Origin of the sequence: Barnesiella sp. An22, assembly GCF_963931395.1 — a bacterium.
In the GTDB taxonomy this organism is placed as follows: domain Bacteria; phylum Bacteroidota; class Bacteroidia; order Bacteroidales; family Barnesiellaceae; genus Barnesiella; species Barnesiella merdigallinarum.
The window spans coordinates 1051464-1070809 of sequence record NZ_OZ007014.1 but is presented as its reverse complement, the minus strand read 5'-3'; the positions used below and the strand labels follow the sequence as shown (position 1 = coordinate 1070809).

The window sequence follows — 19346 nt, the reverse complement described above, 5'->3', positions numbered from 1 at the left end:
CATCATGATATACATCGAAAAAGAACTCGACGACCTGAAAAAAGAGGTTCTCGAAATGTGGGACTTGGTAAACTCGCAACTCAACCGTGCCGGCGAAGCCCTGCTCTCCATGGACAAGGAGCTGGCCCACGAGGTCACTTATCGCGAGAAGAGAGTCAATGCCTTCGAGCTGAAAATCGACAGCGACTGTGAAGACATCATCGGCCTCTACAACCCCGTAGCACTCGACCTGCGCTTCACGCTGGCCATGATGAAGACCAGCAACAATCTGGAACGCATTGCCGACTTCTGCGACGGCATTGCCCGCTTCGTCATCGACTACCCCGAGGTAAACATCGAGTCGGAACTCTTCGAAAAGACCGGCATCAAAGAGATGCTCGACATCGTGAAGGCCATGATGACCCAGGCCGAAAACGCCCTCATCGAGGAGAAGTCGTCCGAAGCCATCGCCGTCTTCAACAAAGACAACCGGGTCGACGAGCTCAACCACGCCGCCGTGCCCATCATTGCCGAGTATCTGCAACAGTTCCCCGAGCGGGCCATCGAGTGCCTCAACCTCATCAGCATCATCCGCCGGCTCGAGCGCATAGGCGACCACTGCAACAATATCGCCGAGGAGATTGTATTCTACCTCGATGCCAAGATCTTGAAGCACGCCGGCAAACAGGGCTGATTCAGCCCCTGCACACGCGGGGAGTGGTACAGGCTGTAAAATGTTTTATCATCTTTTACGGTAAAAAATCGACCTATTGTCGAAAGAAAAGGTTATCTTTGTCTATCAGAATGAGCCCGATGTCTCACTCTGATAGACAAAACATATATCGCCCGGGCCGGGCGAAGGGGCTACGGCCCACCAGCTAATAAATCGTAAACGATGAAACATTTTTACGCCATACTCATATACCTGCTCGGGTTGAGCGTTCTGCCGCTCAGCGCAGCCGAATCGCACACCTACGAAATTCCCGATATGGAAAAAATCGAAGAGGCCGTGCGCGACAGTCGGTCGCCCTACTACTACCCCGACCTGCTGAAAAAATACTTCAGCAACGACACCACCATGACCTTGCAGGAGTTTCGCCACCTCTACCTGGGATATGCCAGCCAGGAGGATTACAACCCCTACCACACCATCGAGGTGCCCAACCACATCGAGCAGATGTATCTGCAAACGGTACACACCGAGTCGGAGTGCGACTCGCTCATCAAGTATGCCCGCAAGATTCTGGCCGATGTCCCCTTCGACCTGCGGCAAATCAACTTCCTCGTCTACGGTCTGCGCCAGAACGGCAAGAACCGCGAGGCCGACCTGTGGGAATATAGGCTCAAAGGCATTATCAATGCCATCCTCTCGACCGGCGACGGCAAGGCTCCCGAAACGGCCTGGTTCGTGATAAGCCCTACCGACGAGTACAACATCGTCAACCGGCAGGGATTCACCGCCACCGAATTTATCTTCGTCGAGCCCTACTTCGACTACATCTCCATCGAGAGCAACCCCCTCAAAATCGAGGGCTTCTACTTCAACGTCAAGAAACTGCTCAAGGAGTATAACCGCAAGTTCTACGACCGGTAGGCCCGCGAGTGGTTATCTGGATTCCCAACCGACAAATATCTAACCATTTAATCGATACAAAACCTTATGGAAATTAAACCCGGTAAATTTGTGGTTCTCACCTACGACCTCTATGCAGGCGCAGGCGAACCTGAAGAGACTTTGATGATGCGTGCCACCGACGAAATGCCCGACCAGTTCGTTTACGGTGTGGACCAAAATATCCTCCCGGCCATGCTCAAACGGCTCGACGGACTGAAAGAGGGCGACAAGTTCGACTTCGTGCTCACCAGCGACGAGGCTTTCGGCGAGCGTAACGAAGAGCATGTAATCGAGCTCGACAAAGAGATTTTCATGGTCGACGGCAAGTTCGACGACCAGACCGTATTCGAGGGCAACACCGTGCCCATGATGACTGCCGAAGGCTACCGCATCAACGGCTCGGTACTGAAGGTCTCGGACGACAAGGTGCTCATGGACTTCAACCACCCGCTGGCCGGCGAAAACCTGCACTACGTAGGTGTAGTGAAACTGGTACGCGACGCCACCGACGAGGAGCTGCACCCCCGCCACAGCTGTGGCTGCGGTTGCGGTCACGACCACGGAGGTTGCGGCGACGGCTGCGGCGATTGCTGCGACGGCTGCCACTAACCGGCACCCGCATCCAACCCTAACACGAGGGGGAGAACCCGCCAACCGGCCGGTCTCCCCCTCGTTGTATCTCTATCGCGCCTCGCTGCCTAATCCACAAACGGGTAAATGAGAGCGACGCCGATTACCGAAAAAAACAGCAGATAGAGCACCACGGCCCACAGGGTGCGCCTCAGGGTTATCCAGAACTTGTCGGGGAAGAGCGAATAGGCGGCCCAATAGGTAGGAATCAGACTGAGCACCATACTGCCCCACTGATAGGCCTGATAATACGAAGCATCCAGCACCCACCCGACCGGTATCAACACCAGCGAAAGCAGAATGTACAGCACCGACAGGTAGCAGCAACCCAGCAGATACTCTACCCAGTTGTACCTCGCCGAGCCGGCCTTGCGGAAGGCTATCTTCACAGCCAACACCATGAACGGCACCGTAGCGATGGTGAGCAGGGTATAATGCTCGACGATCCAGTTGTGCATGGCCGACGTCTCAAGGGTCGAGATGCTCCCGGGCAACCCCTTGATGTGTCCGAAAAAAAGCAGAATCACACACCACACCGCCAGCAGCGGGATGGGAGCCATATATCCCTTGCGACGCCCCTCAAAGTAGTCGCTCAGCAGCCGGTCGGGGTGGACAATCAACATGCGCGTGGTCTTGACAAAAGTATTGTCGACATGGAAAATACCGTGCAACAGGTTGTCCCACACACTCTTCCAGGTCAATCGTCCCACCGTGGCCTTCTGCCCGCACTGGTTGCAGTAGTTTCCTTCGAACTCGGTTCCGCAGTTTTTGCAAATCATCGCTCTATCCAGATTAAAATCAGTGCACAAAGATACATCATCCCTCCCTGCCCGCCAACAACCTCAAGCCCGAAGTTTCAAAAATAGTTCGTCGGGCGATGCGGGCGGCGGTTGCGGGCCAGCCCGATGTCGCTCTTGACGGCCGACAGGGCACCCTCGTACTGCAACTGCCGGCGGGCACTCTCGTCGGGCAGCTTGGTGGCAAACCATTGCGCCAGCACATGGTGCACGATGGCCCGCTCGAGCTGGTGGCAAATGGACTCGTCGAGCCCCTGCGCCCGATGCTCGGGCAACACGATGGCAAAGACCACCCGGTTGTCGGTCGAGGCAAACTCGCCCGACAGGTAGGCCGACAGGGAACGCGTCATCGCGTCGCGGGCATCGGAAAGCCAGCGGTCGAGAAACAGCCGGTCGTCCTCGGTCACAACAATCGAGCGACTCCACCCCGGTTGCAACTCGGCAGTGCCGACCAGACTCTTGGCCACATACGAACTCTCGGCTGTCAGCTCACGCAAAATCTCATCTTCGGAAAACGAAAACAGTACCGTCTCCCACACTTTTTTCTCATCTTTCATCTCTCTCATCTCCTTTTTATTATGATGTAAATAATCGATAGAACTACAACGATTGCCCCGACCAGCCCCAGAAGCGACAGGCCCGGGGTGCGGGTTTGGCGCGTGTCATGCGCAGACTGCTCGCTCCGCCCCTGCACCTGCCCCTTCGACCGCACGGCCAGCGAGTCGCCCACCGCACTCTCACGACGGGCCGCTACCGAGGCCGTGCGGGTGAGGCGGGTCACCCGCAAGCGAGGGGCAGTTGCGTCGGGACGCACGGTATCGAGCGAACAGTCGAGTTGCGTCCACTCCCACCGGGTGCTCCCCTCCAGTTCGTAGCGAAGCACCGAGTCGACCACGGCCGTCAGCTCACGCTCGACCTCGCCCTCCCACTGCGCCCGCTGCGACGCCGTGCTTTGCCGGACACTCTTGCACCCGGAAGCCTCGGCCAGCAAAATCAGCAGGCACACGCAACGGACCAGGCGCCTCATGAGGCACCTCCCCTCTGCATGCGGTAAATGATAAGCAGGGCCGACCGCTCCGACAGATAGAAACGGGGTGCAGGCTTCTCGGCCAACACCGCGCAGAGCGCTTCGTTGAACGTAGCCCGGGGCCGACGGCGCAGGTAGCTGGCCAGCAGGTTGGCCAGGTCGTTGTACATCGCAATGCGGACAGCCGAGGCACAACGAGGCGACTGCCCGCTGAAGATGCGCTTCACATTGCGGCGAGCCTCTTCGTAACTGATGTAGAATCGGGGGGCTACCGAATAGACCACCCGGCGGATTACCTTCTCGCGAGGGGTATCCAGGGCGGCTTTTCCCAGCGACTTGAGGGCGGCATTGTAGGCCCGGTACAAATCGCGATCTCGTTCTTCCTTGTAATATAATTCCATACTCTCTTATATTGCAGGAAGAGCTACAAACGGGGGCGCTTCACACGCACCCGGCAAAACAGGTAGTGCAAATATAATTCAATTTTGGTATTTTTACAAGAATAATGTGGTTATTTTACCACCATGTTATATTTTTTTATTTTTTCAGATGTTAAAACAGTGTGTATATCGGTAAGAAAATAACTATTTTTGAAATTAAAAATCGAGCGAGAGTTATGAATTTCAGAACCGTCATCGACCCGCCGCGACACCTCGGCTATCTGGACCACAGGCAACACCTGTTGCTGCTGGGTTCGTGCTTTGTCGAGAATATGGGTGCGTGGTTGCAACAGCGCAAATTCGATGTCGACATCAACCCGTTCGGCACACTGTACAATCCCGAGTCTATTGTCCGCAACTGGGAGCGCATGGTCTCGGGCGCACCCTTCACAGCCGACGACCTGTTCCTCTCCGGCGGGTTGTGGCACAGCTACGACCACCACTCCCGCTTCTCGAGCCCCGACCGCGACAGCGCACTGGCACACATCAACCGCCGCCTGGCTGCGGCACACGACCGTTTGCCGGCAACCGACCGCATCGTCGTTACCTGGGGCAGCGCCTACGTCTACCGGCTCAACGCAACCGGCCAGGTAGTGGCCAACTGCCACAAGCAACCGGCCTCGACCTTCACGCGCGAACTCCTCGCGGTCGACGACATCGTGGCCCGCTGGCTCCCCATCGTGCGCTACATCGAGAGCTCCCTGCCCCAATGCCGCCTGCTCTTCACGGTGAGTCCCATACGCCACCTCAGCGACGGAGCTCACGGCAACCAGTTGAGCAAGGCTACCCTGCTGCTGGCCATCGACCGGCTGCAACGCGAGAGCCGCATTTGCGACTACTTCCCCTCCTACGAAATCCTCATGGACGACCTGCGCGACTACCGCTTCTACGACACCGACATGACGCACCCCTCGGCCTCGGCCATCGCCTACATCAGCGAGGTGCTCACCGAGTCGTACCTCACCCCCGATAGCCGCGAGATAGCCACACAATGGTACAAGATATACACCGCTCTGGCCCACCGCCCCCTCACCGGCGACACCGAGGGCTACCGCACGTTCCTGCAAAAGACGCTCGACCGGGTCATACGCTTCCATCAAGCCTATCCCTACATCGACATCTCCCATGAAATCGAAGAATTAAAAACAAGAATCAAACAGATATGAACTACACGACTACCGAAATAGCCACAATCGTCAAAGCCCAGAAACGGGACTATCGGGATCATATCATCACCGCCCTGCTCACCGACAGCCGGTCGCTCACCTTCCCCGAAGAGACCCTCTTCTTCGCCCTCGTGACCGAACGCAACGACGGCCATCGCTACATCAAGGACCTCTATCGCAAAGGAGTTCGCGACTTTGTAGTCGAACATTCCATTCCCGGCGAAGAGGAGATGGACGATGCCAACTTCATCGTCGTAAAGGACACGCTCGACGCCCTGCAACAACTGGCTGCCGCACACCGCCGCCGCTTCCAGATACCGGTGATAGGCGTCACGGGCAGTAACGGCAAGACCACGGTCAAGGAGTGGCTCTACCAACTGCTCCAGCCCGACTACAATACCGTGCGCTCGCCCCGCAGCTACAACTCGCAAATCGGTGTTCCCCTCTCGGTATGGCAAATCGGTCCCAAGACCGAGATGGCTATCTTCGAGGCCGGTATCTCCCAACCCGACGAAATGGTACACCTCGAGGAGATTATCAAACCCACACTGGGTCTCATCACCAACATCGGCGAGGCTCACCAGGAGGGGTTCCAGACCATACAGCAGAAATGCCTCGAGAAGCTCATCCTGCTGAAAGCCTGCGACTGCATCATCTACGACGGCGACAACGAGCTCATCGGCGAGTGCGTCGAGAAGCTCTGCTTCGGATGCCGCGAAATAGCCTGGTCGCGCAAAGACCGCGACAAACCGCTCTACATCTCGAAGATTACCAAGGGCAGCGACTCGACCCGAATCGAATATACCTACCTGCAATACCATTGCAGCTTCACGATACCGTTTGTCGAGGATGCCTCGATCGAGAATGCCATACACTGCCTGGCCGTGATGCTCTACTTCAACCGGCCGCCCGAAGTCATTGCCGAGCGCATGGCCCGGCTTACCCCGGTGGCCATGCGTATGGAGGTGAAAGAGGGGATAAACAACTGTCTCATCATCAACGACAGCTACAACTCCGACATCAACTCGCTCACCATCGCCCTCGATTTCCAGAACCGCCGCGCCGCCGCCAAGGGCATGCGCCGCACCCTCATCCTCTCCGACATCTACCAGACGGGGCTACCCCCCGCCAGCCTCTACCGCAAGGTGGCCGACATCGTCCTGCACAAGGGCATCGAGCGGCTCATCGGCATCGGCCCTGTCATCTCGGATAACGCCTACCTCTTCAACCTCAAGAAGGAGTTCTACCCCTCGACCGAGAGTTTCCTCGCGCAACTCGACCCGGCCGACTTCCACAACGAGCTGATATTGATCAAGGGGGCCCGTGAGTTCCACTTCGAACTCATCTCCGAAACCCTCGAGCTGAAACAGCACGAGACCATTCTCGAGGTGAACCTCGACGCCATCGTACACAACTACAACCTGTTCAAATCGAAGTTACGCCCCGAGACCAAGGTTATCTGCATGGTCAAAGCCTTCGGCTACGGGGCCGGCTCCTACGAACTGGCCAAGACCCTGCAAGACCGCGGGGCCGACTTCCTGGCCGTGGCCGTGGCCGACGAAGGGGCCGAGCTGCGCAAGGCGGGCATCACCATGCCTATTCTGGTGATGAACCCCGAGATGAGCAGCTTCCGAACCCTCTTCAGCTACTACCTCGAACCCGAGATTTACAGCTTCGAACTGCTGAAAGCCATCATTGCCGAGGGCGAAAAGCTGGGCCTGGCCGGCTATCCCGTGCACATCAAAATAGACTCGGGCATGCACCGTCTCGGCTTCGAAGAGAAAGACATGCCCCGCGTAGTCGAGATTCTCAACGACCAGACCGTAGTGCTGGCCCGCTCGGTATTCTCGCACTTTGCCGGCAGCGACGAACCCCGCTTCGACGAGTTCTCGCACCAGCAGATCGACACCTTCACCCGCTGTGCCGACTACCTGCAACAGCACTCCAAACACAAGATACTGCGCCACATACTCAACACGGCCGGTATCCTGCGGTTCCCCGAGTACCAGATGGACATGGTGCGCCTGGGCATCGGCCTCTACGGCGTGTCGCCCATTGCAGAGCCCTGCGGACTGGAGACCGTGAGCACCCTGAAGACCACCATTCTGCAAATCAAGTCGCTGCCTGCCGGCGAAACCGTGGGCTACGGCCGCAAAGGCGTGCTCTCCCGCGACTCACGCATCGCCGCCATTCCCATCGGCTATGCCGACGGACTGGACCGTCACCTGAGCAACGGCAAAGGGTGCGTGGTGGTGAACGGCAAACGGGCCCCCATCGTGGGCAACATCTGCATGGATGTGTGCATGATCGACGTGACCGACATCGACTGCCAGCCCGGCGACCGGGTAGAGATATTCGGCGAACAGTTGCCCGTCGACGAGATTGCCGAGACCTTGGGAACCATCCCCTACGAGATACTCACCTCGGTATCGACCCGTGTCAAACGCATTTATTACCGGGAATAGACGAGACCGTTCGTCTACTCCCCCGGCCCTCCTTCCCCCGACAGCCCTGCAGCACCCCTGCGGGGCTGTCTTTATATCCGCCCAAATCCACCTACGCGGCACAGATAGCCCCTCCCAAACAAGAGAACCAACCGCCCTGCCTCCCGCACAAAAAAAAAGAGAGCCCGCCGTCAGGCGAGCCCTCTCACAACCGGGAGACCCGAACGGGTCTCTCATTTCTTGATTTCAATCTCTTCTTTCAGGTCAATCTCGTTTTTCTCGGCATCGAAGAACTTATATTCGAGATAAGCGAGCGACTGATTGGGTATCACCTTCATCTGGAAGGTATATTTGCAGCGCCATTTCATCTTCAGCGAGAAGACTCCCTGATTGATGTAAGCAGCTACGAAAGGATGCACGTGTAAAGTGAATTTTCTGATTTTCAACTTGTACACCAAATAATGGATTTTCGACTCCAACAAATCGGTAAAGAGCAAGGAGGGAGGAATAGTGCCTTTGCCGTGGCAAGTCGGACAATCTTCGCTGGTAATGATATCGAGGGCCGGACGTACCCGCTGGCGGGTAATCTGCATCAACCCGAACTTGCTCAAGGGCAAGATATTGTGACGGGCACGGTCGTTGGCCATCAGTTCGCGCATGCGATCATACAGTTTCTGACGATTCTCGGCCTCGTCCATATCGATATAATCGATCACGATAATTCCGCCCATATCGCGCAACCGCAGTTGCCGGGCAATTTCTTCGGCAGCGTTCATGTTTACATCGAGGGCATTGCTCTCCTGGTCGGAGGAGGCTTTGGAGCGGTTGCCACTGTTCACGTCGATTACGTGCAACGCCTCGGTATGCTCGATGATTACATACGCTCCGCTTTTGAAAGATACGGTCTTTCCTAACGAAGATTTAATTTGTTTCGTAATGGCAAAGTTGTCGAAAATCGGTAATTCGCCCTCGTAGAGTTTGACAATATCCTTGCGTTCGGGAGCGATGAGACTCACATAGTTGTGAATCTGCTTGTAGGTCTCCTTGTCATTCACATAGATATTCTCGAACGAAGGGCTGAAAATATCGCGCAGCAGCCCCACGGTACGCCCGGTCTCTTCGTAGACGAGCGAGGGGAGTTGCGCCTTCTGCAACTTCACCAGCATATCTTCCCAACACTTCACCAGAGTCTTGAGCTCGTTGTTCAACTCGGCCACCCGTTTGCCCTCGGCCACCGTGCGCACAATCACCCCGAAGTTGCGGGGCTTGATGCTCTGTATCAACTGGCGCAGGCGCAGCTTCTCCTCGTTCGACTTGATTTTTTGCGATACCGAAACCTTGTCCGAGAAAGGAATCAGCACCAGAAAGCGGCCCGCAAAGGAGATTTCGGCCGTCAATCGCGGGCCCTTCGACGAAATAGGTTCCTTGGCAATCTGTACCAGAACCTCCTGGCCCACCTTCAAGGCATCGTTTATCGTGCCGTCCTTTTCAATATCGGGCAGCAGATTGAACTTGGGGAGCGACAACACCCGCTTGCGGTCGGCAAGCGACTGTTTCAAGAACTTGGCACTCGAGTTGAATTGAGTACCCAAATCGAGATAGTGCAGGAAAGCATCCTTTTCGTAACCTACATCGACAAACGCAGCGTTGAGTCCCGGCATCAGCTTCTTGACCCGACCCAAATAGATGTCGCCCACCGAAAACGATATGTTCCGAGCCTCCTTCTGGAGCTCGACCAACCGTTTGTTCTCGAGCAGTGCAATAGAAATCTCTTTGGGTTGTACATCTACTACAAGTTCGCTGGTCATAATTTGTGATTTATAGATTACTGTTAGTTCGGCGGGGGTACCGGCAGTTTGCAAACCGCCCGGTCTTTCCGCCCAAAAAATTTCAACAAGCCCCTTTCGCACATACGACGAACGGGGCCGATAAAGCAGAAAGAACAAATCCAATGCCTCCTCGAAACGAAACGCATCAAATTTGTTCTTTATGTGCTGTCATTCATTGAGAGCAGACAGACATTATTTCTTCTTATGTCTGTTTTTTCTCAATCTTTTTTTGCGTTTGTGAGTAGCCATCTTGTGGCCTTTTCTTTTCTTTCCACTCGGCATAACGATATGTTTTAAAGATTAGTATTTAATTGTGTTTGTGTCGTGCTTTATTTTACCTCGCCCATGAATGTTTTAGCAGGCTTGAAAGCGGGGATGTTGTGAGCCGGGATGATGATCGTCGTATTTTTGGAAATATTGCGAGCTGTCTTTTGGGCTCTTTTCTTTACGATGAAGCTGCCGAAGCCTCTCAGATATACGTTTTCACCCTTTGCCAAAGAACCTTTTACGGTTTCCATAAATTTTTCAACGGTTTCAAGAACCACAGCTTTTTCGATACCTGTGTTTTTAGAAATTTCGTTTACGATGTCAGCCTTTGTCATTTTTGTATAAATTATAATTATGTACTAATATATTGTTTTTAATTTTTTGGACTGCAAATATATAGCTTTTTGCCCATCTAAAAAAGCAAAAGCCTCTTTTTTTCTCAAATAAACACTTCTTGAGGGAGCCTCTCCGGTTTAGTGGTGCAAATATCGCACTTATTTTTCATTTTCGCTTCATCGTTTACCATTTAATTCTTTCGAATCTGCTGTTTTTCACTCATCAGAGGTTGCGGCAACCGCTGCGAAGCTGCCTTCGGAGAATCAACAGGGAGACAGAAATAGCCAATTTAACTAAATAAAATTAAAAATAAATTCCTACCCTCATATTCCTGCCGCATTCCCATATATATTTTGTATCTTCGACCTGTAATTTTTTAATTCTCACATGGAAATCTTTATCATAGTACTCCTCATTCTTTGTAACGGAGTGCTCTCTATGTCCGAAATCGCCTTGGTTTCGGCCCGAAAAGTCAAACTCGAAAACAGTGCCAAAAAGGGGAGCAAGGCCGCACAGTCAGCCCTGAAACTCTCGCAAGACCCCGACCGATTCCTCTCCACCGTACAAATAGGCATCACCCTCATCGGTATCCTCACCGGTCTCTACTCGGGCGATGCTCTGGCCCAAGACCTGGCCGGCGTATTGGCTCAAAGCCCGGTGCTGGCCCCCTATGCGCTGGTTGTCTCCAAAGCGATTATCGTCATAGCCGTTACCTACCTCACCCTCATCATCGGCGAGCTGGTGCCCAAGCGCATCGGTATGGTTGCAGCCGAGCGGGTTGCCAAAATCGTATCGCGACCCATGTCGTGGCTCTCGCTCATTGCCGCTCCTTTCGTATGGGTACTCACCAAGAGTACGGCAGGGGTATGCAAGTTTCTGGGTCTCTCGTCACAGAAGGAGGCTATCACCGAAGACGAAATCAAAGCCATCGTGCGCGAAGGTACCGAGGACGGCAGCGTGCAGGAGGTCGAGCAGGATATTGTCGAACGGGTATTCAACCTGGGCGACCGTAACATCTCGTCGATCATGACCCACCGCAGCGACCTCGTCTGCCTCGACATACAGGACGACAACGCCACCCTCAAGTCGAAAATCATCCACGACCTGCACGCCGTCTACCCCCTCTGTGAGGACAGCCTCGACGACATCATCGGCATCGTGTCGCTGAAGGAACTCTTTGCCAAAATCGACGACCCCACCTTCAACATCAGGGAGGCGGCCGAGACTCCCTACTTCTTGCCCGAGAACATGAGCGTATATACTGCCATGGAACGGCTGCGCAACGAGAACCACCGTTACGGTCTGGTGACCGACGAGTTCGGCAGCATCGAGGGTATCGTCACCATCAGCGACATTCTGGGGGCCCTGGTGGGCTCGGCCTCGGCCGGACCTTCGGCCGACATCGTCACCCGCGAAGACGGCTCGTGCCTTATCGACGGACAGTGCTCGTTCTACGACTTCCTCGACCACTACGACATGACCGACCGCTACCAGGAGTTCAACTACAACACCCTGAGCGGCCTCATCCTCGACCTGCTCCAGCACATCCCCACCGAGGGCGAAAAAATCGAGTGGCTCTGCTTCTCGTTCGAGATTGTCGACATGGACGGGGCACGCATCGACAAGGTACTGGTACACAAACACGAAGAGCCCAAGCCCGAAGAGTAACCGAATCACAATCGCCATACCCACAACCGAGGGGTGAACCGCGGCCTCACACCGGGATTCGCCCCTCGTGTCGTATCCGGGGGGCACCCGACCGACAACACATCCTCGCTACCCCTCCCGACAAACCGGTTTGCGAATGTGCAAAAAAGTCGTACCTTTGCAGCCGAAATTTTTGCAGAACCTGTGAGGCGGACCTGCGTGCGCCTCCCGTGTGCTTGAACACCACGTAAAAAACAAGACCTATGAACCGTACCGTATCTCTGCCCTTTCTCGTGATGGGCATCGTATTTTGTGTGTGCCTCATCTGCTCCAACCTGCTCGAGGTGAAAATGGTTTCGCTCGGAGGCATCACCGCAACCGCCGGACTCATCGTCTTCCCCATCTCCTACATCATCAACGACTGCATCGCCGAAGTGTGGGGTTACCGCAAGGCGCGGCTCATCATCTGGATGGGCTTCCTCATGAATCTGCTGGCGGTCATCTTCATCCAGCTGGCCATCGTCCTGCCCGCCGCCCCCTTCTGGGAAGGCCAGAATGCCTTCGTGGCCACCTTCTCGTCCACCCCACGCATCCTGCTGGCCAGCTTCATCGCATTCCTGGCCGGCTCGTTCCTCAACGCCTATGTGATGAGCAGGATGAAAATCTCGAGCGGAGGCAAACACTTCTCGCTGCGGGCCATCGCCTCGACCGTCGTAGGCGAGAGCGCCGACTCGCTGCTCTTCTTCCCCATCGCCTTCGGCGGGGTAGTCCCGGTCAAGGAGCTGGCCGTGCTCATCGTCACCCAGGCCTGCCTCAAGACCGCCTACGAAATCATCATCCTGCCCGTGACCGTACGGGTGGTGCGCCTGGTCAAGCGCATCGACGGCAGCGACGTGTACGACCGTCAGGTATCGTACAACATCTTCAAGATAAAAGATTTACAATAATTCAATCTTATGGAATCGAAAGAACCTCAACTTACTTTGCTGGGGCATAAGACTACCTATCGGCAAGACTATGCCCCCGAGGTGTTGGAAACCTTCACCAACAAACACCCCGAAAACGACTACTGGGTGCGCTTCAACTGCCCCGAGTTTACCAGCCTCTGTCCCATCACCGGACAGCCCGACTTCGCCACCATACAGATCGACTACATTCCCGGCGAGCGTATGGTCGAGAGCAAGAGCCTCAAGCTCTACCTCTTCAGTTTCCGCAACCACGGAGCCTTTCACGAAGATTGCGTCAACATCATCATGAAAGACCTCATCCGCCTCATGGAGCCCAAATACATCGAGGTAACCGGCTTCTTCACCCCCCGCGGCGGTATCAGCATCTACCCCTACTGCAACTACGGACGCCCCGGCACCGAGTATGAGCAGATGGCTCGCCAACGGTTGCAAAACCACCAGTAACACAAGACCTCCCGCCTGGTCGGGAGTCCCTACCCTGTATACACGTGTAAGCCCTATCGGTTGCCTTTACAGCTCCGACAGGGCCCACACGTTATGAAATTTGACCGGTTGTCCTCCTGCTCTCCAGGACAGCAACTGGTCGTCAAAAAAATACTATCTCACCATCTTCCCCACAGGCCTACCGCCAATACAAACCACATAGACGCCACTCGAAAGGCCCGACAGCGATACGACCGTTTCGGCCTCATCCGTAGCACCGGTGGCCACCATACGGCCCGACAGGTCGAACACGCGATAGAGGTCACCGGCAACGGTTCCCCGTATATACAGTGTCTCGCCCGTCATACTCAGCGAGAGGGCCGAGTCGTTTGCGACATTCTGAACCGCCGAAACCGCTACAAACCGATAGCGGGGCGAAATCATCGACGACAGATTGGCGCCGCCATAGAGGCTGTTCATCGCATACCAGCGGCCCTGATAGTTGGCATAAGCCGTGCAGTCGTCTTGGGTACGGCTCTTCGTCGAAACCAACCCGAGCATATTGTCGGCATCGGGTGTAATCTCGGGGAATTCCAGCACCACGAAGAAACTGCCCGTCACCTCTACGGCCGGGAAGAATGCCGTACAGAACTGGCCCACCGAGTTTTCACTTCCGAAGAGTTCGCCCAGGCGCCCCGAGAACGAAGCGACAGCTTCGCCCGGCAGTCCGTCGGGACCCTCGTCATAGATACTCAAAATCAAACTCTTCTCCTGGTTCGCGGCATCCAGAGCATAGAGGTAGGTATAGATGACCACCTCGTCGACCTCGCCCCGGGCATTGTCGGGGAGGGTAAACTTCTCGGCAATCGTCGTGTAATTCGAGTTCAAGCCCAGCATGAAACCATACTCGCTCACCTGATAGGTCGTCAGCTCGTCCGATTTCCGACGGTTGCACACATAGTCCATCACGGCAGGCGACAGGTGCACGACCCCGGTCTCCAGCGTATCGCTGGCCGTCCCGTTCTCATTGGTGGCTGTCACTACACCCTGTTTCACCCCATCGGTGACATACACGACCGAGGCCGAGGCTGCCTGTACCGACGCGGGAGTGGCATCGGTACCGAACTCCCAGCTGTACGAATCGACGTTCTGCCCGGTAGCCCCGTAGTTCAACGGCTCCGAATCGCCCACATAGACCGTATCGGCCGTAAACGACCAGAGGCCGCCCGTATAGTAGGCTTCGACCGACGGCAACTCCACGAGAGGTTCACTCGATACCGTAAAGTCATCGAAGCCGACCGCATTGCCCTGCGTCCAGGCCGGGGTACAATGGTGTATGGCAAAGTAATACTCGCCCGCCGTCTCGGGGGTAAATACCCCTTCTACCTTGGTCCACTCGGTACATATCTCGGCCTGCTCGCCGGTGCGGTCGACCAGGCGCTGCGTCTGCGCGGCTGCCGAAGCCTCGGAGCCCACCGTAATCTCAAACTGGTCGGCCACGCCTTGGTAACCGGGGGCAAAACAATACAAGGCAATATAATACGGCTTGCCCGCCTCCAGACTCAAGGCCGGCGAAAAGGCCCAGGCATCCCGGGCATTCCCGCGACTGTCGGGACCCGAAACCAGATAATACTTGCCCGAGTGTGCCGTAATTCCGCTCAACGCATTTACCTGTATGGTGAACGCCGCGGTAGCACTCGCGTCGGATACGCTCCAGCCCGCGGGCAAAGCGGTCGACACATCGGGGGTGTCGAAATTCTCGGTATACGGCAGGGTGGCACCCGCCGTCGAATAACAGATGACTTTCGAATCCAACGGACGCTCCCGGAGCAACGTGTTTATCCGGGGCAACTCATACATCGGTTGTGCCGAAACTCCCAGGCTCAACGCCATGGCGAGCCCTGCAAAACAAAACTTATTCATGCGAAAATCCAATTAAATACGAGAGGGGCATGCCTGTGAGAGCATACCCCTCTCTTGCTTAGTTATCTGAAATTATGGAACAAGTATCTTTCCCGAAATTACCCGGTTGCCGGTAAGCAGTCGGACAATATAGACTCCGGACGAGAGGCTGCTCAAATCGATAATCGACTCGTCGCGATAGGTACCCATCGCAACACCCCGACAGTCGTAGAGCGCCACCTCCGTATAGTCGCCCACGATGTGAAGCCGCTCGCCATCGAAGAAGAACGAGGCTGCATCGTTGTTCACATCCTCCACACCCGATACGGTATGAGTGCGCTCCATATCGAAGGCGTAGATGCGCATCAGGGTAGCCGAGAACTCCGGCGGGCAATCGGCCTTCACACCAAAATAGTAGATGCCGTCGTGAGGAATACAAACCGTACCCGATACCTCGCTGCGTTCGTCTATCACATCGCCCTCAGCCACCAGCGTGGTATAGGAGTCGGGGGTATCTTTGTCGGCCATGTAGATCTTCAGGTTCTGCCCGTGGTTGCTCGAGGGGTCGTCGATCATGATCATGTAATCCATCGTCACCTTCACCGAATCGCCGGCCGACAAGGCCACCGAGGGAGCCACCAGCAGACCCGGCAGCGCATTCGACTCCACGTCGTAGTCGTACCAGATATACATCGACTCCATGAAGGTCTCGTCGCCCTCGGTCTGGGCCGACCACTGCTCGATGTTGGAGGCCGGGCTGTAGTGGTACCACTCATCTTCGTGTGTCAGGAAGTCGGAACTGTACGGGAGGGTCGTCTGGGCCTCAGAGGTCGGCTTCAGTTCAATATCGTCGAGATAGAGGCAACCGTTACCCTTGGGCGAATAGCAGTTGATGACGATATAATAGTTACCGTCGGCAGCCACCGTCACCGGTACCAGCAGCTTGGCATAATACTTGTCTTTCACGATTACGCTGTCGTTGTCATACAGCAGCGTGGCCTGAGACATGTCGTCGGGGTCGGTCGTCAAATAGACTCTGAATCTCTGTACATAAGACAGAGGGCTATCCGGCGACGAGGGTTGATTCAACATCGTACGATAGAACATCGAGAACTCATATTCGCCGGCCGGAATCTCTATGCACTGCGACCGGGCCCAGGCATCGACATCGGCACTCATCTGATCGGTGCATCCCAGCAATCCCATTCCATCGTAGGCCGAACCCGAGCCCCACTGGGAATGAGCAATCACCAGAGTGGCCGACGTAGACGAATGCAGGCTCCAGTACTGGTCGGTTGTAGCATCTTCGAAATCCTCTTTATACGGCAGGGTAGCATTGGGCCAGTTTTGCAAAGTAGCACTCGGCAGAGCATCGTTGTAGCTGTCGGTATCGGCCGAGCCCTTTGCCGAGCAGGTAATGGTGTAGCTTCCCGTAGCCGAAATATCGGCCTTCTGGGTAAAGGTATAGACGGCCGTATCGCCGGGAGCCAGCGGACCGGCAAACAGCTCCGACACGGCGGTCTCGCTGTTATTTACCGTATACGAAACCTTCACATTCTCCTGAGGCGAAACACCCGCATTGACAAAGCGCATGGTCACGGCTGCCTCGCTCAAGTTGAACCCGCTCTGGCAGTCGAGCGAAACCGAGGTCATGGCTATATCCTCGGCCGCATCGATGCGCACATCGTCGAGAATCACATTGCGGCCCGTACCTTCGTTGTAGAAAGCGAAATAGTAATTGCCGGCCTCGGGTATATCGAAACTGGCATACCCGTAATGATATTGCCCGGCCACATCCAGCGGATACGAGCACAAGAGCGTGGTCATCTCGTCGGGGTCGTCGCTGCGTCCCATATAGACCTTCAGTGAGCTTTCGCCCGTCGTGTAGACGGTTGCATAGTAGAACGAAATGCGGGCTTTTCCCTGCGGCATCGCAATGGCCGGACTGATGTACCAGTCGTTGTGCGTGATGCCTGCAAAAGAATCGATGTAACCTATACCGCTCCCCTCTTTGGGCAAACCTTTCGTGGCATTCAATACGGGTTCCCAGTAAACCCCGTCCTGGTCGGGATTATACGACGACCAGTAAATCACGTCGGACGAGTCGTCGTTGAATCCCATATCGTGCGGGAAGGGGCGCGCCGTATATACCTCCACGCGGGTAGAGACGGTATCATTCGTCAAGTCACCATCGGCAGCCATGGCCGACCATACTTTCACCACCTTCTCGCCCGGGGTGCTCCAGTCGCACGTAGTTTCAAATACATACTCCTTGCTTTCGTTGGCAGCCAACTGGTCGATCTCGCCCGATACGATTTCACCGTTGTCGACCTGGAAATAGACCGGGATATGGCTTTGTGCCATCTTGCCGCCATTCTTGAACCGGGCCGCAACCGTCACCTGGTTGTTGACCAGCTTGGCCGACAGCTTGGGCGAGGTGATGCGCTCGGCGATAATATCTTCGTAGGGGTCTTTTATCTGGATATTCTTCACGACAACCTGAGCCTCGGTGTTGGCCTGCAAAGCCAGCGAAACCAATCCGGCCTCTTCGATCGAGCAGACAATCGCCGCTTTGGCAAATTCGGTTTCCGATGCCGGCAACTTGTCCGATACACCCACCTCGACATACTCTTTCTTTACGAAATAGCCGGTCTTGACCGACATGGTAAAGTCGAGACTCGACATGTATTCAAATTCGACCCGCACACTCCCGGCCGGCAGCGAGATACAGTTGCTTCTCAACAACGCCGTGTTGCCTTTATACGGTACCGAAACCCAACCTTCGTTCTCGACACTGTATGCCCAATAGGCCGATCGCATGGAGGGTGTACTGGAACTCGAGAAATCGGTCGTGGCATTCTCGGTATTCATCTCATACGGGTACTCAATCGACGGTCTCACCTCAATCTCGGTCGAAAGGGTATCGTTCTCGACATTCAAGTCGTTCGAAACACCATCGACCCAAGCCGTTATCACACTCGTCTCATTTTCTACACACAGAGCTTTCAGGGCAAAGAGATACGTTTTATGTTCGCCGGAAAGCAACGGCTCCGTCACTACCTCCGAAACCACGTCGCCATCGCCTACCCGATAGTTCAGCCGATACGAGGTGACCGACAAACCGGTATTGACAACTTCGACTTGGACAGGGTGTTCCGTATCGCAGGATGTGCCCAACCCCTCTACCACGTAGATAGCCATGTCGGCACCCGGATTTCCATCGATGTTCACATCGTCTACATAGGTCAAATTGGAAACAAAAGAGTATCCTCCGTGACCTCTTTCATGGAATGCCACATAGATAGACTTGCCGGCATACTTCGACAGGTCGAACACATAGGCGCCCCACGGCAATAAATTCTGCGGCGAGATGCACATCAGGGTATCGGTAAAATTGACTCTTGCCGTATCGGACTGGGAAACAAGCACCTCAAACGCCCGCTCTTCGGACTCAATACCGGATGCCCAATTGGCACCCAACATGAAGTGCAAATACTCTCCCGCTTTGATTTCGACTTGAGGGGTCACCAGCCACGAGTCGGTCTCCAGTCCTTCGCCGAAACCTCCCGATTTGGAATAGGCAGCATAGCCGCCGGTGGTGTATCCCAATACAAACGGATCGATATCTGCGGTCGAACTCCATCGAGGATAATCGTTCAGCGTACTCGGTATGCAAGTCGTTGTCCAACCCTCTGGAGGGAATGTTCCACCATCGAAAGTCTCGTGCAATTCGGCAAACCCAAGGTTTACATTCAATAGCACAAGTAAAACAATCAGTAAACTCTTTTTCATAAAAACAACCATTAAATAAACAAAAACCAAATAGAGGTAATCAGTGTGACAAATTCTCCAATCTGTCGGTCTTTTTACAAATGA

16 protein-coding genes are annotated in these 19346 nt (G+C 55.0%); 8 read left to right on the top strand and 8 right to left on the bottom strand.

Annotated elements, in window-relative coordinates; translation table 11 throughout:
* The first annotated feature begins 1 nt into the window (after position 1).
* From phoU to ABGT88_RS04355, 3 genes are all read left to right on the top strand, one after another.
* Positions 2 to 673, top strand: coding sequence for a phosphate signaling complex protein PhoU (gene phoU, locus ABGT88_RS04365; protein ID WP_162611673.1), 672 nt, complete (start codon positions 2 to 4; stop codon positions 671 to 673).
* 201 nt (positions 674 to 874) lie between these two features.
* Complete coding sequence (locus ABGT88_RS04360; RefSeq protein ID WP_346700625.1) at positions 875 to 1573, top strand: DUF4919 domain-containing protein; 699 nt, start codon at positions 875 to 877, stop codon at positions 1571 to 1573.
* A gap of 66 nt (positions 1574 to 1639) precedes the next feature.
* Positions 1640 to 2203, top strand: a complete 564-nt coding sequence (locus tag ABGT88_RS04355; RefSeq protein ID WP_087408230.1) for a peptidylprolyl isomerase — start codon at positions 1640 to 1642, stop codon at positions 2201 to 2203.
* Positions 2204 to 2292: 89 nt separating this feature from the next.
* Here the strand turns inward: ABGT88_RS04355 and ABGT88_RS04350 are convergent, their stop codons facing one another.
* The 4 genes from ABGT88_RS04350 to ABGT88_RS04335 form a co-directional block, all read right to left on the bottom strand.
* Positions 2293 to 3003: a DUF3667 domain-containing protein gene (locus tag ABGT88_RS04350; RefSeq protein WP_346700623.1), complete on the bottom strand. Its 711-nt coding sequence runs from the start codon at positions 3001 to 3003 to the stop codon at positions 2293 to 2295.
* A gap of 77 nt (positions 3004 to 3080) precedes the next feature.
* A complete protein-coding gene (locus tag ABGT88_RS04345; RefSeq protein WP_258326616.1) occupies positions 3081 to 3578 on the bottom strand; it encodes a hypothetical protein in 498 nt (165 codons plus the stop codon).
* A 5-nt stretch (positions 3579 to 3583) separates the two neighbouring features.
* Positions 3584 to 4048 (bottom strand): hypothetical protein, encoded by a 465-nt coding sequence (locus tag ABGT88_RS04340; protein WP_346700620.1) that lies wholly within the window; start codon positions 4046 to 4048, stop codon positions 3584 to 3586.
* The gene (locus ABGT88_RS04335) at positions 4045 to 4449 is read right to left on the bottom strand and encodes a hypothetical protein (RefSeq protein ID WP_143240913.1); all 405 of its coding nucleotides are present in this window, start codon (positions 4447 to 4449) and stop codon (positions 4045 to 4047) included. The genes ABGT88_RS04340 and ABGT88_RS04335 overlap by 4 nt, the downstream gene beginning before the upstream one ends.
* A 215-nt stretch (positions 4450 to 4664) precedes the next feature.
* Between ABGT88_RS04335 and ABGT88_RS04330 the strand changes: the two genes are divergently transcribed.
* Together ABGT88_RS04330 and ABGT88_RS04325 are read left to right on the top strand one after the other, a co-directional pair.
* The gene (locus tag ABGT88_RS04330; RefSeq protein WP_346700618.1) at positions 4665 to 5654 is read left to right on the top strand and encodes a GSCFA domain-containing protein; all 990 of its coding nucleotides are present in this window, start codon (positions 4665 to 4667) and stop codon (positions 5652 to 5654) included.
* Positions 5651 to 8119 carry a bifunctional UDP-N-acetylmuramoyl-tripeptide:D-alanyl-D-alanine ligase/alanine racemase gene (locus ABGT88_RS04325; protein ID WP_298663346.1) on the top strand — a complete coding sequence of 823 codons (2469 nt, stop codon included), beginning with the start codon at positions 5651 to 5653 and terminating at the stop codon, positions 8117 to 8119. Before ABGT88_RS04330 ends, ABGT88_RS04325 begins: the two co-directional genes overlap by 4 nt.
* A 212-nt stretch (positions 8120 to 8331) precedes the next feature.
* Here ABGT88_RS04325 and ABGT88_RS04320 read toward each other — a convergent pair whose 3' ends face one another.
* Complete coding sequence (locus ABGT88_RS04320; protein ID WP_087408237.1) at positions 8332 to 9906, bottom strand: Rne/Rng family ribonuclease; 1575 nt, start codon at positions 9904 to 9906, stop codon at positions 8332 to 8334.
* Positions 9907 to 10256: 350 nt separating this feature from the next.
* A complete protein-coding gene (locus ABGT88_RS04315) occupies positions 10257 to 10529 on the bottom strand; it encodes an HU family DNA-binding protein (RefSeq protein ID WP_025278206.1) in 273 nt (90 codons plus the stop codon).
* A gap of 388 nt (positions 10530 to 10917) precedes the next feature.
* Here ABGT88_RS04315 and ABGT88_RS04310 point away from each other — a divergent pair, with 388 nt between their 5' ends.
* The 3 genes from ABGT88_RS04310 (at position 10918) to queF (ending at position 13589) form a co-directional block, all read left to right on the top strand.
* Positions 10918 to 12198, top strand: a complete 1281-nt coding sequence (locus ABGT88_RS04310) for a hemolysin family protein (protein ID WP_087408238.1) — start codon at positions 10918 to 10920, stop codon at positions 12196 to 12198.
* Between the two features lie 242 nt (positions 12199 to 12440).
* Positions 12441 to 13124, top strand: a complete 684-nt coding sequence (locus tag ABGT88_RS04305; RefSeq protein ID WP_346700615.1) for a queuosine precursor transporter — start codon at positions 12441 to 12443, stop codon at positions 13122 to 13124.
* A 9-nt stretch (positions 13125 to 13133) separates the two neighbouring features.
* Positions 13134 to 13589, top strand: a complete 456-nt coding sequence (gene queF, locus ABGT88_RS04300) for a preQ(1) synthase (protein WP_087408240.1) — start codon at positions 13134 to 13136, stop codon at positions 13587 to 13589.
* Positions 13590 to 13742: 153 nt separating this feature from the next.
* On the opposite strand, the gene ABGT88_RS04295 is transcribed toward queF, so the two are convergent.
* The gene (locus tag ABGT88_RS04295; RefSeq protein WP_298663343.1) at positions 13743 to 15491 is read right to left on the bottom strand and encodes a choice-of-anchor J domain-containing protein; all 1749 of its coding nucleotides are present in this window, start codon (positions 15489 to 15491) and stop codon (positions 13743 to 13745) included.
* Positions 15492 to 15563: 72 nt separating this feature from the next.
* Positions 15564 to 19262, bottom strand: coding sequence for a T9SS-dependent choice-of-anchor J family protein (locus ABGT88_RS04290; RefSeq protein ID WP_346700613.1), 3699 nt, complete (start codon positions 19260 to 19262; stop codon positions 15564 to 15566).
* Between the last annotated feature and the right edge of the window lie 84 nt (positions 19263 to 19346).